Annotated in this window: 12 protein-coding genes; 9 read left to right on the top strand and 3 right to left on the bottom strand. The window is 67.3% G+C overall.

The window, feature by feature from the left end:
• Positions 1–244: 244 nt before the first annotated feature.
• Positions 245–1,294, top strand: a complete 1,050-nt coding sequence (locus AC5LXX_RS16125) for a LysR family transcriptional regulator (RefSeq protein ID WP_124455784.1) — start codon at positions 245–247, stop codon at positions 1,292–1,294.
• A 128-nt stretch (positions 1,295–1,422) separates the two neighbouring features.
• Here AC5LXX_RS16125 and AC5LXX_RS16120 read toward each other — a convergent pair whose 3' ends face one another.
• From AC5LXX_RS16120 to dprA, 3 genes are all read right to left on the bottom strand, one after another.
• Positions 1,423–4,020 (bottom strand): DNA topoisomerase III, encoded by a 2,598-nt coding sequence (locus tag AC5LXX_RS16120; RefSeq protein ID WP_493410084.1) that lies wholly within the window; start codon positions 4,018–4,020, stop codon positions 1,423–1,425.
• Positions 4,021–4,213: 193 nt separating this feature from the next.
• The gene (locus tag AC5LXX_RS16115) at positions 4,214–4,594 is read right to left on the bottom strand and encodes a thioredoxin family protein (RefSeq protein ID WP_176050826.1); all 381 of its coding nucleotides are present in this window, start codon (positions 4,592–4,594) and stop codon (positions 4,214–4,216) included.
• Positions 4,595–4,630: 36 nt separating this feature from the next.
• Entirely contained in the window at positions 4,631–5,950 is a 1,320-nt protein-coding gene (gene dprA / locus AC5LXX_RS16110; RefSeq protein ID WP_493410083.1) for a DNA-processing protein DprA, read from the bottom strand.
• Between the two features lie 185 nt (positions 5,951–6,135).
• On the opposite strand from dprA, the gene def reads away from it, so the two are divergent.
• The 8 genes from def (at position 6,136) to esaR (ending at position 14,695) form a co-directional block, all read left to right on the top strand.
• Positions 6,136–6,639: a peptide deformylase gene (gene def / locus AC5LXX_RS16105; RefSeq protein WP_011353573.1), complete on the top strand. Its 504-nt coding sequence runs from the start codon at positions 6,136–6,138 to the stop codon at positions 6,637–6,639.
• Positions 6,640–6,673: 34 nt separating this feature from the next.
• The gene (gene fmt / locus AC5LXX_RS16100) at positions 6,674–7,657 is read left to right on the top strand and encodes a methionyl-tRNA formyltransferase (RefSeq protein WP_493410082.1); all 984 of its coding nucleotides are present in this window, start codon (positions 6,674–6,676) and stop codon (positions 7,655–7,657) included.
• A 120-nt stretch (positions 7,658–7,777) separates the two neighbouring features.
• Positions 7,778–8,419, top strand: coding sequence for a LysE family translocator (locus AC5LXX_RS16095; RefSeq protein WP_493410081.1), 642 nt, complete (start codon positions 7,778–7,780; stop codon positions 8,417–8,419).
• A 100-nt stretch (positions 8,420–8,519) separates the two neighbouring features.
• Entirely contained in the window at positions 8,520–9,377 is an 858-nt protein-coding gene (gene htpX, locus AC5LXX_RS16090; RefSeq protein ID WP_059232900.1) for a zinc metalloprotease HtpX, read from the top strand.
• A gap of 233 nt (positions 9,378–9,610) precedes the next feature.
• A complete protein-coding gene (gene rsmB, locus AC5LXX_RS16085; RefSeq protein ID WP_493410080.1) occupies positions 9,611–11,002 on the top strand; it encodes a 16S rRNA (cytosine(967)-C(5))-methyltransferase RsmB in 1,392 nt (463 codons plus the stop codon).
• Positions 10,999–11,589 (top strand): DUF4390 domain-containing protein, encoded by a 591-nt coding sequence (locus AC5LXX_RS16080; protein WP_124455777.1) that lies wholly within the window; start codon positions 10,999–11,001, stop codon positions 11,587–11,589. Before rsmB ends, AC5LXX_RS16080 begins: the two co-directional genes overlap by 4 nt.
• Positions 11,579–13,993, top strand: coding sequence for a sensor histidine kinase EsaS (gene esaS, locus AC5LXX_RS16075; protein WP_493410079.1), 2,415 nt, complete (start codon positions 11,579–11,581; stop codon positions 13,991–13,993). Before AC5LXX_RS16080 ends, esaS begins: the two co-directional genes overlap by 11 nt.
• A complete protein-coding gene (esaR, locus tag AC5LXX_RS16070) occupies positions 13,994–14,695 on the top strand; it encodes a response regulator transcription factor EsaR (protein ID WP_493410078.1) in 702 nt (233 codons plus the stop codon). It begins immediately after the preceding gene.
• Positions 14,696–14,732 lie beyond the last annotated feature (37 nt).

The following is a 14,732-nucleotide window of genomic DNA, read 5'->3' as shown; positions in this document are numbered from 1 at the left end:
AGGGTGCGCTGTTGTGTCGCATCAAACACGTCTTTCCTGATTCGGCTACTTACTCGACGAGGTTCACCAAATTGTTGCTCCAATCAGAATAATTGGATCATCTATCCGCGAAGGGCGAGGATTTTTGACTATTTTTATCGTCAACAGCCCCTTTGTTGAGCAACTCTGCATCATTTCCGCTGTCGTAGGAGAATTACGCATTTGCTTCATCTTTTTGAAGTTGTACTAGCGGCAGGAGTCGTTTATGGATCACTTGCAGTCGATGCGCGTTTTCGTCAAGGTTGCAGATCTCGGCAGTTTCGCGCGGGCCGCGAGCGCAATGGATATCTCCAACGCGGTCGCGACGCGCCACGTCGCCGACCTGGAAGGCCGGCTCGGCACGCGCTTGCTGAATCGCACCACGCGCAGCCTCTCCCTGACGGAGTCGGGTCAGGTCTATCTGGAGCGTGCCCGCCAGATCCTCGATGAGCTCGAGGACGTCGAGCAGATGGTCGTCGCACGCAATCACGAGCCCGTCGGCACGCTGCGCATCGTCGCGCCGGTCGTGTTCGGGCTGCACAACCTCGCCCCCGTGCTGCAGTCGTACACGGAGAATTTCCCGAAAGTGGTGCCGGATCTCACGCTGGTCGACCGGCAGGTCGATCTCGTCGAGGAGGGTTTCGACGTCGGTATCGTCGTCACGCGCCAGATGCGCAGCGCGAGCATCGTCACGCGGCGCCTGACCACCGGTTGCATGACCGTGTGCGCGACGCCGAGCTATCTGGAGAAGCATGGCGTGCCGACCCACCCGGAGCAGCTCGCCGAGCACCCGAGCCTGAGCCTGCCGGCCGAATACTGGGGCGACGAGCGCGTGTTCACGGGGCCCGACGGCGAAGTGCGCGTGCGCCCGACCAACGTGATCGTCGCGAACAACACCGCGATGCTGCGCCAGTTCGCGTTGCTCGGGATGGGTGTCGCGATCCTGCCGAGCTACCTGATCGGCAGCGACATCGCGCGCGGCGCGCTCGTGCGTCTGCTGCCGGATTTCCGGCTGCCGCAGGTCGAGATCAACATCGCGTACCCGAGCCGGCGCCATCTGCCGGCGAAGGTGCGGACGTTCATCGACCACCTCGTCGAGCATTTCAGCCACTCGACCGACGCGATGATCGGCGAGCAGTGGGCCGCGCAGAGTTCGGCGCTCGCGCCGATCGGCGTCGAGACGCGTGCGGAGCAGCCGGAAGCGGCCGACCCGAACCTGTCGCCGCGTCTGCCGCGTTCGCCGCGCACGCGCGTCGCGGTGCCGTCGCCGCTGTAACGGCGCGACGGCCGGGCGGCGGTTGCCGCCGGCACAAAGAAAAAACGCGGATCGAGCGATCGATCCGCGTTTTTTTATGGCTCCGGGAGGGAGCCTGACGCGCCGGGGCAGGGCCGGCGGCCGGGCCGTCACGAACCCGTCTTGCGCGCCGTCGTCTTGCGGGCGGCCGTTTTACGGGCCGGTGCCGGTTTCTCTTCCGCACCTTCCGTCACGGTTTCGGCATCCTTCGTCGCCGATTTTGCCGTCTTCTTCGCGGCAGCGGCCTTCGGTTCCTTCTTCTCGAACTCGAAGCCGATCTTGCCGTCCGGCTGCTTCACGAGGAACGCCTTGAAGTTGCGGCCGGTACGCGACGACTTGAAGTTCGGCAGCAGATCCGTGCGGCCGTCGGCCAGCAGCTTGCCCATCTGCTCGCGCGTGATTTCCTGCTGCAGGATCACCTTGCCCGAGCGGAAGTCGCAGGTCTTCGGGGTCGCCACCGAGTGCTCGCACACGTAGCTCATCCCGTGCTCGAACACGCGGCCCTTGCACTTCGGGCACGCGCCGACCGGTTCCTGTGCGGAGAAGTCGGGCGCTTCGCCTTCCTCGCCGCCCTGGTCCTGACCGAAATCGAACTCGAGCTTGTAGTTCTTCGTCTCGTCGTCGAAGGACAGCTTGAGGATCGCCGAGAACGGGCGGCCCATCTTGCTGCGAAACCCGGACAGCGGCCCGATTTCCTTCTTCTGCAGCAGCTCCTCGACTTCAGGGATCTCGAACTGCCGGCTGCCCGGGATCTTCGAGATCGAGAACTCGCACTTCGTGCACGCGAAGCGGCGGTAGTTTTCCTTCACCTGGCCGCCGCAGTTCGGGCACGGTGTCTCGAGCGTCGCGTAATCGCCGGGGATCGTGTCGGAATCGTATTCCTTCGCGCGCTTGACGATCTGCTGCGTCATGCGGGCGATTTCCTGCATGAACGCATCGCGCCCGAGATTGCCGCGCTCCATCTGCGACAGCTTGTATTCCCATTCGCCGGTCAGCTCGGGCGCGGTCAGTTCCTTCACGCCGAGCCCGCGCAGCAGCGTCATCAGCTGGAATGCCTTCGCGGTCGGGATCAGTTCGCGGCCTTCGCGCAGCAGGTATTTCTCGCCGAGCAGGCCTTCGATGATCGCCGCGCGCGTCGCCGGCGTGCCGAGACCCTTCGCGGCCATCGCCTCGCGCAGTTCGTCGTCCTCGACGAGCTTGCCTGCCCCTTCCATCGCGGACAGCAGCGTCGCTTCCGAGTAGCGTGCGGGCGGCTTCGTCACGAGCGCGACGGCGGCGATTTCGTCCGTCTTCACCTTCTCGTCCTTCTGCACCGGCACGAGGTTCGCGTCCGCGCCTTCGGCGTCACGGCCGTACACCTGCAGCCAGCCCGGCTCGACGAGCACCTTGCCTTCGGTCTTGAAGTGATGGCCGGCGACTTCGGTGATCCGTGTCGTGACGCGGAATTCGGCCGCCGGAAAGAACACGGCGAGGAAGCGCTTCACGACCATGTCGTACAGCTTCTGCTCCGGCTCGGACAGCGACTTCGGCGCCTGCAGCGTCGGGATGATTGCAAAGTGGTCGCTGATCTTCGAGTTGTCGAAGATCCGCTTGTTCGGCTTCACCCAGCCCTTATCGAGCACCTGTTTCGCATGCGGCAGGTAGTTGTTGCTCTCCTTGAGCATCTCGAGCGTGGACTCGACCGTCGACAGGTAGTCTTCCGGCAGCGCGCGCGCGTCGGTACGCGGGTAGGTCAGCACCTTGTGCTTTTCATACAGCGCCTGCGCGAGGCCGAGCGTGTTCTTCGCGGAGAAGCCGAAACGGCTGTTCGCCTCGCGCTGCAGGCTCGTCAGGTCGAACAGCAGCGGCGACAGTTGTGTCGACGGCTTCGATTCCTCGGACACCGTGCCGACCTGGTCGCGGCATGCGGCGACGATCGTTTCGGCAGCCGGCAGGCTCCACAGGCGGGAGTCGCGCTTTTCCGGATCGAATTCGTCGCGCTTGAATTTCGGGTCGTACCACTTGCCTTCGTAGAAGCCGCCCGCACACGCGAATTCGGCCTTCACTTCCCAGTAGTCGCGCGGGATGAAGCGGCGGATTTTCTCTTCACGTTCGACGACGATCGACAGCGTTGGCGTCTGAACGCGGCCGACAGTCGTCAGGAAGAAGCCGCCGCCCTTGCTGTTGAACGCGGTCATCGCGCGGGTGCCGTTGATCCCGACGAGCCAGTCGGCTTCCGAGCGGCAGCGTGCGGCGTCGGCGAGCGGCTGCATGTCGGTGTCGCTGCGCAGGTTCGCGAAACCGTCGCGGATCGCCTGCGGCGTCATCGACTGCAGCCACAGGCGCTGGACCGGCTGCTTCGCCTTCGCGTGCTGCGCGATCAGGCGGAAAATCAGCTCGCCCTCGCGCCCCGCGTCACATGCGTTGATCAGGCGGTCGACGTCCTTGCGCTTCATCAGCTTCGTGAGCACCTTGAGGCGCGACTCGCTTTTTGCGATCGGGTTCAGGTCGAAATGCGGGGGGATGACGGGCAGATGCGCGAAGCTCCATTTCCCGCGCTTGACCTCGTACTCTTCCGGGGCGGCGATTTCCAGCAGGTGGCCGACAGCGGACGAAAGGACGAAATCGTCGCTCTCGTAATACTCGTCATGCTTGGTAAAGCCGCCCAAAGCGCGTGCGATGTCGTTCGCGACAGAAGGCTTTTCCGCAATGATCAGTGCTTTGGACATGACAGGTGTGTGTTGGTAGACCGGGTTCGCCGGTTGTGGGTCCCTTTTACGACCGCTTTATAGCACACGCCGCAGCGACGGCGGCTCAGCGTGTAAAAAGCGGCTCATCATAGAGGGGGGCTGCAACGGCGGCAAGCGCCCGCCGCGGCGGGGCGCGCAAACGCGCGCCGAACCGCCGCGCCGGCCCGCGCATTCAGGCTTCGACGATCAGGACGTTGCGCAATTTCGGTGCGTGCGGCGCGCCGGGTACCGCGCTCAGGTCGGACAGCATCCGCTCGACGATCGCCGCGTGCGGCAGCACCGTGCCGAAGAAGCGTGCGGTGTTGGCGTCCTCGATCAGGATCGTCGGGAAATTCTCGACGTCGAGATCGTCGAGCTGGTCGGCATGCGTTTCGATGTCGATCCACGCGAAACAGGCGTTCGGGTGGGCGTCGGCGAGCTGGTCGAAGGCCGTCCGGTAATCGCGGCACGTGCCGCACCACTCGGCGCACAGGCAGGCGACGAGCAACGTGCCGGGATCGGCGAGGCGCTCGGCGATCCGATCCGCATCGGTGTCGAGATTCAGCGCGGGCATGGAATTCCTTGGATATCGTCGGCGGCGCGGCCGCCCCTATGCCGGGGAATGTAGCACGCCGCGTGCGGCCGGGGTGGGCGCGGCGTCAAGCCGCGCGAAGCGCCCGCCAGGCAGGCTGGCGACGCGGCCGGCCAGCTCCAGCGCCAGAAGCGCGCCGTGCAGCACGTCGTCGGACAGGCCGCTGTGCTCGGCAAGCCATTCGTAGGTCACGGGGCCGTAACCCAATGCGGCCAGTACCGCATGCTCGGACGCGGTGCCTGGCGGCGGCAGGGTGTCGGTTCGGGATGGCGCGGCGGCCGGAACGGCGGGATCCGTCTGGTCGGTGCCGGCCATTGCCATCGCGAGGATGCCGTCGGCGTTCGTGCCGGGATGATGCCCGGCGCGAGCCGTGCGGCCGGTTGCACGCGCGACCGGTTCGGCCAGCCCGTACTCCTCGAGCACATCGAGCGGCGCCGCCGTGAGCTTCGCGCCATCGCGGATCAGCGCGTGGCAGCCCTGCGCGAGCGGCGCGTGGATCGAGCCCGGCACCGCGAACACATCGCGCCCCAGTTCGTTCGCGAGCCGTGCGGTGATCAGCGAGCCGGAGCGCGGCGCGGCCTCGACGACGAGCGTGCCGATCGCCAGCGCGGCGATCAGCCGGTTGCGCTGCGGGAAATGCGCGGCACGGGCCGGCGTGCCGAGCGGCCATTCCGACACGATCGCCCCGTGCGCGGCGATTTCGTGCGCGAGCGCGCGATGCCGCGCCGGATAGACGATATCGGCGCCCGTCGCGATGACGGCGACCGTACCCGAGCGGCCGTCGAGCCCGCCGCGATGCGCGGCACCGTCGATCCCGAGTGCGAGGCCGGAGACGATCGAGAGCCCCGCGTCGGACAACGCACGCGCGAAGCCCGTTGCGTCGGCGAGCCCCTGCGGTGTCGCATGCCGGCTGCCGACCACGGCGAGGCCGCGTGCACGCAGCAGGTCGAGCCGGCCCTTTACATATAGCAGGGGCGGCGGATCGTGCAGGTCGCGCAACCGCGGCGGGTAGGCCGGATCGTTGAGCGTGACCAGCGCATTGCCCGGCGCGTCGAGCCACGCGAGCGCGGCCTCGGTGCGCGCGTCGAGATCGCCGCGCTCGCTCGCGCGCACGGCTTGTGCGGCGGCGGGGCTGCTCGCCGCGGCGATGGCCGGGTCGGATGCGCGCAACAGCGCGGCCGGTGAGCCGAATGCATCGAGCAGGATCTGCAGCACGGCGGGCGCGAGGCCGGGTGCATGCGCGAGCTGCAGCCACGCGCGCAGCGCGGATGGCGTCAGCGCTTGCGGCGACATGAGACAGCCCTCGAATGCGGCGGCCAGCGGACCGCGTGGCGCCATGATAAAATTTTCATCATCCGAAATACTCGACAGGGCCGCGCGCACGAGCGCCCGGCCAATTGCAGGAGGCGCGATCCGCGGCGTTGATTCGCCACGCATCCGCCTCATCTTCATTGCATCCCGGAGGCGGCACCAGCCGGCCGGATGGCCGATGCGGCACGCCGCTCCACCGAATACCGAACACCATGGCTTTGCTCAATATTCTTCATTACCCCGACAAGCGGCTGCACAAGGTCGCCAAGCCCGTCGACAAGGTCGACGACCGGATCCGCAAGCTCGTCGCCGACATGGCCGAGACCATGTACGCGGCGCCCGGCATCGGCCTGGCGGCCACGCAGGTCGACGTGCACGAGCGCGTGATCGTGATCGACGTCTCCGAGGAGAAGAACGAGCTGCGCGCGTTCATCAACCCCGAGATCGTGTGGTCGAGCGACGAGAAGCAGATCTACGAAGAGGGCTGCCTGTCGGTGCCCGGCATCTACGACGAAGTCGAGCGGCCCGACCATGTGCGCGTGCGCGCGCTCAACGAACAGGGCGAGACCTTCGAGCTCGACTGCGAAGGCCTGCTCGCCGTGTGCGTCCAGCACGAGATGGATCACCTGATGGGGCGCGTGTTCGTCGAATACCTGTCGCCGCTCAAGCAGACGCGCATCAAGACGAAGATGAAGAAACTCGAACGCGCGATGTAATGCGCGTTCACGCTGCCCGACCCCGAACGCTGTCATGACCCATACGTTGCGCGTGATTTTTGCCGGCACGCCGGAATTCGCCGCGGCTGCCCTTGCCGCGATCCACGAGGCCGGTTTCCCGGTGCCGCTCGTGCTCACCCAGCCCGATCGCCCTGCGGGGCGCGGGATGAAGCTGCAGGCGAGCGCCGTGAAGCGCTACGCCGTCGAGCACGGGATGCCCGTCGCGCAGCCGCCGTCGCTGCGCCGCGCGGGCAAGTACCCGGCCGAGGCGGCCGACGCGATCGAGCTGCTGCGCACGACGCCGCACGACGTGATGGTGGTGGCCGCCTACGGCCTGCTGCTGCCGCAGGAAGTGCTCGACATCCCGCGCGCCGGCTGCATCAACATTCACGCGTCGCTGTTGCCGCGCTGGCGCGGCGCCGCGCCGATCCATCGTGCGATCGAAGCCGGCGACGCCGAGACGGGCGTCACGCTGATGCAGATGGACGTCGGCCTCGATACCGGCGCGATGATCGAGGAGGCGCGCCTCGCGATTGCGCCCGACGATACGACCGCGACGCTGCACGACCGTCTGGCCGCCGACGGCGCGCGGCTGATCGTCGATGCGCTCGTGCGGCTCGAGCGCGACGGCACGCTGCCGGCGACGCCGCAGCCGGCCGACGGCGTGACCTATGCGGAGAAGATCGGCAAGCACGAAGCGGCGCTCGACTGGCGCAAGCCTGCCGACGTGCTCGCGCGCCAGGTGCGTGCGTTCGATCCGTTCCCGGGCGGCGTCGCGACGCTCGACGGCGCGGCGATCAAGCTGTGGGCGGCCGAGCCCGTGGCGGCGCACGGCGATGCGGCGCCCGGCACGATCGTCGAAGCCGCGCCGGAAGGCGTGGTCGTCGCATGCGGCAGCGGCGCGCTGCGCGTCACGCAGTTGCAGAAGCCGGGCGGCAAGCGGCTGCCCGCACGCGAATTCCTGGCCGGCTCGCCGCTCGCCGCAGGCCAGCATTTCGCGCTGCCCGACGTTGCCTGACACGGCCCGATCGCCATTCGACACGGTCTGCCGGCGCTGCGCAATCGGCCGGACGGTCGAGTCGCACGGCGCGGCAGGCGCGCGTAGAATTTCCCTGCGCTCCCCGGTTTCGAGGTCTTCATGTTCGGCATCACCCATTTCGGCTTCTTCGTGTTCGCGGTATTCCTGCTGAACATCACGCCCGGCCCCGACACGGCGTACATCGTCGGCCGCAGCGTCGCGCAGGGCCGCGGCGCGGGGCTGATGTCGGCATTCGGCATCTCGGCCGGCTGCTGCGTTCACGCGCTCGCCTGTGCATTCGGCCTGACCGCGCTGCTCGCGGCGTCGGCCACCGCGTTCACGGTGATCAAGCTGGTCGGCGCGGCCTACCTGATCTACCTCGGCGTACGGATGATCGTCGCGAAGCAAGCCGCCGCGCCGTCGGGCGCCGATACCGCGCAGGCCACGGCCGCCAAGCCGCTGCGCCAGCTGTTCATGCAGGGTTTCTGGACCAACGTGCTGAATCCGAAGGTCGTGCTGTTCTTCGTGTCGTTCTTCCCGCAGTTCGTGTCGGCCGACAGCCCGCACAAGGCATGGGCGTTCCTGACCCTCGGCGCGGTGTTCGTCGCGATGAGCACGGTCTGGACCAGCCTCGTCGCGTGGGTCGCGGGCAGCGTCACGCAGCGCTTTTCCGGCAAGCCGGGCGTCAGGAAGTGGCTCGACCGCACGGTCGGCAGCGCGTTCGTCGGCCTCGGGCTGCGTCTTGCAACATCGCAACGCTGAGATTGAATTTTTCCGGCAAGACCTTATCTAACAAATCGCTTACAATTTTCCGCCGCGCCCGGTAATGCGTGGCGGGTCCCCTGACGGATAAGGAGTGGGTATGTTCAATTGGGTCAAAACGGCGATGCTGATGGCCGCGATCACGGCCCTGTTCATCGTGATCGGCGGAATGATCGGCGGTTCGCGGGGCATGACGATCGCGCTGCTGTTCGCGCTCGGCATGAATTTCTTTTCCTACTGGTTCTCGGACAAGATGGTGCTGCGCATGTACAACGCGCAGGAAGTCGACGAGAACACGGCGCCGCAGTTCTACCGGATGGTGCGCGAGCTGGCCACGCGCGCGAACCTGCCGATGCCGCGCGTCTACCTGATCAACGAGGACGCGCCGAACGCATTCGCGACGGGCCGCAACCCCGAGCACGCGGCGGTCGCCGCGACGACCGGCATCCTGCGCGTGCTGTCGGAGCGCGAGATGCGCGGCGTGATGGCGCACGAGCTCGCGCACGTGAAGCACCGCGACATCCTGATCTCGACGATCACCGCCACGATGGCAGGCGCGATCTCGGCGATCGCGAACTTCGCGATGTTCTTCGGCGGGCGCGACGAGAACGGCCGGCCGGCCAACCCGATCGCGGGTATCGCGGTCGCGCTGCTCGCCCCGATCGCAGGCGCCTTGATCCAGATGGCGATTTCGCGGGCACGCGAGTTCGAGGCCGATCGCGGCGGCGCGCAGATTTCCGGCGATCCGCAGTCGCTCGCCACCGCGCTCGACAAGATCCATCGCTATGCGGCCGGTATCCCGTTCCAGGCGGCCGAGGCCCATCCGGCCACCGCGCAGATGATGATCATGAACCCGCTGCACGGCGGCGGCCTGCAGAACCTGTTCTCGACGCACCCGGCCACCGAGGAGCGCATCGCGCGCCTGATGGAGATGGCGCGTACCGGCCGCTTCGACTGAACCCCGGCATCCCGCGCGGGCGTTGCCGCACGGGGGCCGTCACGCCACCCCGCACGCTTCGCGCTGCGGGGTGTTTCATTTGCGCGCGCTGTAAAGGGGCCAAAGGGGCCGCGTGGTCGCAGGCTACAATGCGCGGTTTGGGATCGCGAGGCCGTGCGGCCGCAGCGATCCTGCCGTTTGCCGTATTTGATTGCTGCGCCTGTCTGCCGCGCCTGATTGCCGATTCCGTACCGATGACACGAACCCGTTCTTCCGCTCCGTCTTCTTCCGGCCGCCCGGCGCATCTGGCCGCGCTGCATCTGGCGCCCGATTCGCTCGGCTTCGCGCTCGACGCGGCCGCGCAGGCGGTCGACGCGGTACGGCGCGGCACTGCGCTGCCGGCAGCGTTGTCGGCGGTATTCGCACAGATGCCGTCCGGTGCGCAGGCGCTCGCGCGCGGCGCGACGCAGGACGTCGCGTACCGGACGATGCGTCGCCTCGGCAGCGCGGACTGGCTGGTCGGCAAACTCGTCAGCAAGGCACCGCCCGCGCACGTGCACGCCGTGCTCGCCGGCGCGCTCGCGCTGCTGCTCGACCCGGCCGACGCCGCCGCGTATCCGGCGTTCACGGTGGTCGATCAGGCCGTCACCGTGATCGGCGCGCGGCGCGAGTGCGCGTTCGCGAAGGGCATGGTCAACGCGGTGCTGCGCCGTTTCCTGCGTGAGCGCGACGCGCTCGTCGCGGCGATGCAGGCCGACCCGGTCGCGCGCTGGAATTACCGCGCATGGTGGGTCGATGCGGTGAAGCGCGCATGGCCCGATGCATGGCAGGCGATCCTCGCGGCAGGCGAACGCCAGGGCCCGTTGACGCTGCGCGTGAATGCGCGCCGCGCGAGCGTCGACGCGTATCTCGACACACTGCGGGCGAGCGGGATCGAGGCGACCGCGATCGGCCGGCACGCGGTGCGGCTCGCGTCGGCGCTGCCGGTCGAGCGCATTCCGGGCTTCGCCGACGGCGTGGTGTCGGTGCAGGACGCCGGCGCGCAGCTCGCGGCCGAATGGCTCGACGCGCGCGACGGCATGCGCGTGCTCGATGCATGCGCGGCACCCGGCGGCAAGACCGGCCACATTCTCGAGCTGGCTGACGCGGAAGTCGTTGCGCTCGAAAGCGATGCAACGCGCGCGGCGCGCATCGGCGAGAACCTCGTGCGCCTGTCGCTCGAAGCGGACGTGCGCGTCGGCGATGCAGGTGCGCCCGACGCGTGGTACGACGGGCGCCCGTTCGACCGTATCCTCGCCGACGTGCCGTGTTCGGCGTCCGGCATCGTGCGGCGGCACCCCGACATTCGCTGGCTGCGCCGCGAGGCCGACATTCCGGCGCTCGTCGCGGAACAGCGCCGCATCCTGTGGGCGCTGTGGCCGCTCGTGAAGCCGGGCGGCGAACTGCTTTACGTGACCTGTTCGATCTTCCCCGAGGAAGGCGAATCGCAGGCCCGCTGGTTTGAAGCGGCCTGTGAAGATGCGGTACGATTGGACGCCCCCGGCCAGCTGTTGCCAGGCGGCGTGCAGGGACGGGCGGCCGCCGCCGCACTCGACCAGAACACCGATCACGACGGATTTTTCTACGCGCGGTTTCAGAAACGGTGACGATCAAACACCTTTTTCCATTTCGGCTCGCGGCCGTCCTGCTGGTCGCGTTGATGCTGTGCCTGGCCGTCGTCCGGCCGGCGCATGCCGAATCGATCGCCGTGCAGCGCGCGTCGCTCCAGTCCGATGGAAGCGGCTGGAGCCTCGACGCGCGTTTCGACTTCGAGCTGAACCCGAACCTCGAGGATGCCGTCAACAAGGGCATCCCGCTTTACTTCACGACCGACTTCGAACTGAGTCGCGCGCGCTGGTACTGGTTCGACGAGCAGCCGGTGGCGGTCACGCAGACGATCCGCCTGTCGTTCCAGCCGCTCACGCGCGAGTACCGCGTGTCGACCGGCGGCCTGCAGCTCGGCTTCCCGTCGCTGAAGGACGCGCTCGCGGTGGTCCGGCACATCACGTCGTGGCACGTGATCGACCGCAATCAGGTGCGCGCGGGCGAAACCTACACGGCGTCGGTGCGGATGCAGCTCGACACGGCGCTGATGCCGAAGCCGTTCCAGGTCGATGCCGTGAACAACCGCGACTGGACGCTCGGGTCGGACTGGAAGCGCTTCAACTTCACGGTGACCGAACGTGCTAAATAAAGTGCGCCGTGCGGCCAGCGGGAAGAGCCTCCTCGTCCGCGTGATCGTCTCGACCGTCGCGCTGACCGCGCTGCTGCTGCTCGTGCTGCTCGCGGCCGCGAGCGCGAACACCGAATTCTTCGATCGCTACTACTCGTGGCTGTACGCGACGAACATTGTCGTCGCGCTCGTATTCCTGCTCGTGGTGCTCGGGCTGATCGGGATGATCGTCGTGCGCCTGAGGAAGGGCAAGTTCGGCACGCGGCTGCTCGCGAAGCTCGCGGTGTTCTTCGCGCTCGTCGGCGTGGTGCCGGGCGGGATCATCTACATCGTGTCGTACCAGTTCGTGTCGCGCAGTATCGAGTCGTGGTTCGACGTGAACGTCGAGACCGCGCTGACGGCCGGCCTGAACCTCGGCCGCGGCATGCTCGATGCGTCGCTGTCCGACCTGCAGACGAAGGCGCGGCTGATGTCCGACCAGCTCGCGAGCGTCGATGCGAACACGAACGGCACGACGCTCACGCTGCTGCGGCTGCGCGACCAGTTCGGCGTGCAGGACGCGACGATCGTCGAGCCGGGCCGGGGCGGCTCGGGTGCGGCGCCCGAGCTGCACATCGTCGCGCAGGCGTCGGGCAATTTCGCGGCGCTGATTCCGGACGACCTGCCGACGCCGCTGATGCTGAACCAGGCGCGCGAACACGGTGCGTACGCGGCGATCGAGGGCGAGGTCGACGGCGACCCGCGCGCGCATGGCGCGAAGGGTGCGTTGCGGCTGCGCGTCGTGCGGCCGATTCCCGATGCGACGACGTCGCTGCTGCAGCCGGCGGAGCGCTTCCTGCAGCTCACGCAGCCGGTGCCGCCCGGGCTCGCGCACAACGCGGACGCCGTGCAGCGCGCGTATCGCGAGTACCAGGAAAAGTCGCTCGGCCGCACGGGGCTGCGCAAGATGTATATCGGCACGCTGACGCTCGCGCTGTTCCTCGCGACCTTCATCGCGATGATGCTCGCGCTCGCGCTCGGCCAGCAGCTCGCGCGGCCGCTGTTCCTGCTCGCGCAGGGCACGAAGGAGATCACGGAAGGCGACTACACGCCGAAGCGCGAGATCAAGACGCGCGACGAGCTCGGCTTCCTCACGCAGTCGTTCAATGCGATGACGCGCCAGTTGTCCGAGGCGCGGCTCGCGGTCGAGAAGAACCGCATCGCGCTCGAGCATTCGAAGACGTATCTCGAAAGCATCCTCGCGAACCTGACGGCCGGCGTGTTCGTGCTCGACCGCCAGTTCCGGCTGACGACGGCCAATCGCGGCGCCGAGCGGATCTTCCGGCAGCCGTTCAATTCGCTGATCGGCACGACGCTCGACCGGATCGGCGTGGCGGCGGGATTCGGCGCGATGGTGCGCAAGGCGTTCGCCGATCGCGAGGCGGCGTCCGACGGCGGCAGCGGCGATCGTGGCCACTGGCAGCAGCAGTTCGCGATCGAGGTGCCGGGCGAAACCGATCCGCTGACGCTGCTCGTGCGCGGCACGCGCCTCGTGTCGACGGTCGAGGGGCAGGCCGACGATCCGCAGACGTCCGGTTACGTCGTCGTGTTCGACGACATCTCCGACGTGATCTCCGCGCAGCGTTCGGTTGCATGGGGCGAAGTCGCACGCCGGCTCGCACACGAGATCAAGAATCCGTTGACGCCGATCCAGCTGTCGGCCGAGCGGCTGCAGATGAAGCTGTCCGACAAGCTCGCGCCGCCCGATGCGGACGTGCTCAAGCGCGGTGCGACGATGATCGTGAACCAGGTGGCCGCGATGAAGCGGATGGTCGACGATTTCCGCGAATACGCGCGCACGCCGCCGGCGGTGCTCGCGAACCTGCAGTTGAACGAACTGGCGAGCGAGGTGCTCGGGCTGTATGGTGTCGGCGAAGGCAAGAGCCCGATCGTCGCCGAGCTCGCGCCGTCGCTGCCGGTGATTCGCGGTGATGCGACGCAATTGCGCCAGGTGATTCACAACCTGCTGCAGAATGCGCAGGATTCGGTCGCGGAGTCTGCGCATCCGCGTGTGTTGATCGAAACCAAGACAGTAGAATATGGCGATCCCGACGCCGAGGGCAAAACGCGCGTCGCGGTACGTCTTACCGTGTCCGACAACGGGCCCGGTTTTCCGGCACGCATCCTGACTCGCGCGTTCGAGCCTTACGTGACGACGAAGGCGAAGGGCACGGGGCTCGGGTTGGCCACGGTCAAGAAAATCGTCGACGAGCATGGTGCGCGGATCGATTTGCGCAATCGTATGCACGGCGAGACCGTCGAGGGTGCGCAGGTGTCGATCCTGTTCCTGCAGATGGCGAGCGATGCGCCAGGTGCCGAATCGGGCGCGCAGGACGGGGCGGCCCCCGCCAAGACAAAAGCAAGTGAGCAGACAAAGGCAGCGTAAATGGCAACCATCCTGGTGGTAGATGATGAAATGGGCATCCGGGAATTGCTCTCGGAGATCCTCAGCGATGAAGGACATGTCGTCGAGGCAGCGGAGAACGCGCAGGCCGCGCGGGAATACCGGCTGAATCAGGCGCCCGATCTCGTGCTGCTCGATATCTGGATGCCCGATACCGACGGCGTGACCCTGCTCAAGGAGTGGGCGGCGCAGGGGCTGCTGACGATGCCCGTGATCATGATGTCCGGGCACGCGACGATCGATACGGCCGTCGAGGCAACCAAGATCGGCGCGCTCGATTTCCTCGAGAAGCCGATCGCGCTGCAGAAACTGCTGAAGTCCGTCGAGCACGGTCTCGCACGTGGTGCGGCGCCCGTGTCCGCGAACGCGGCGGCGAAGGCCGGCGCCGGGCAGGCGGCGGGGCCGGCGGCGGTGGCGTCCGCGGCTGCGCTGCCGACGCTCGGCGACGACATGGCTTCGGCACTCGGCCTCGCGGGGCAGACGGCCGCGATCCCGTTCGACATCCCGTTGCGCGAAGCACGCGATGCGTTCGAGCGCGCGTACTTCGAATATCACCTCGCGCGCGAAAACGGCAGCATGACGCGCGTCGCGGAGAAGACGGGCCTCGAGCGCACGCACCTGTATCGCAAGCTCAAGCAGCTCGGCGTCGAGCTCGGCAAGAAGCCGTCCGAAGGCGCGCTTTAAAATATTTTGCGAAAGCACTTGCCCAAGGATGAATAGC

Source organism: Burkholderia torrens (assembly GCF_984668525.1).
This window is presented reverse-complemented; position numbering and strand designations above follow the sequence as displayed.

Coding starts and splice junctions, on each gene's coding strand:
- htpX (WP_059232900.1), top strand. CDS start 8,520: ATGTTCAATTGGGTCAAAACGGCGATGCTGATGGCCGCGATCACGGCC.
- def (WP_011353573.1), top strand. CDS start 6,136: ATGGCTTTGCTCAATATTCTTCATTACCCCGACAAGCGGCTGCACAAG.
- AC5LXX_RS16115 (WP_176050826.1), bottom strand. CDS start 4,594: ATGCCCGCGCTGAATCTCGACACCGATGCGGATCGGATCGCCGAGCGC.
- AC5LXX_RS16120 (WP_493410084.1), bottom strand. CDS start 4,020: ATGTCCAAAGCACTGATCATTGCGGAAAAGCCTTCTGTCGCGAACGAC.
- AC5LXX_RS16125 (WP_124455784.1), top strand. CDS start 245: ATGGATCACTTGCAGTCGATGCGCGTTTTCGTCAAGGTTGCAGATCTC.
- dprA (WP_493410083.1), bottom strand. CDS start 5,950: ATGGCGCCACGCGGTCCGCTGGCCGCCGCATTCGAGGGCTGTCTCATG.
- AC5LXX_RS16095 (WP_493410081.1), top strand. CDS start 7,778: ATGTTCGGCATCACCCATTTCGGCTTCTTCGTGTTCGCGGTATTCCTG.
- fmt (WP_493410082.1), top strand. CDS start 6,674: ATGACCCATACGTTGCGCGTGATTTTTGCCGGCACGCCGGAATTCGCC.
- esaR (WP_493410078.1), top strand. CDS start 13,994: ATGGCAACCATCCTGGTGGTAGATGATGAAATGGGCATCCGGGAATTG.
- rsmB (WP_493410080.1), top strand. CDS start 9,611: ATGACACGAACCCGTTCTTCCGCTCCGTCTTCTTCCGGCCGCCCGGCG.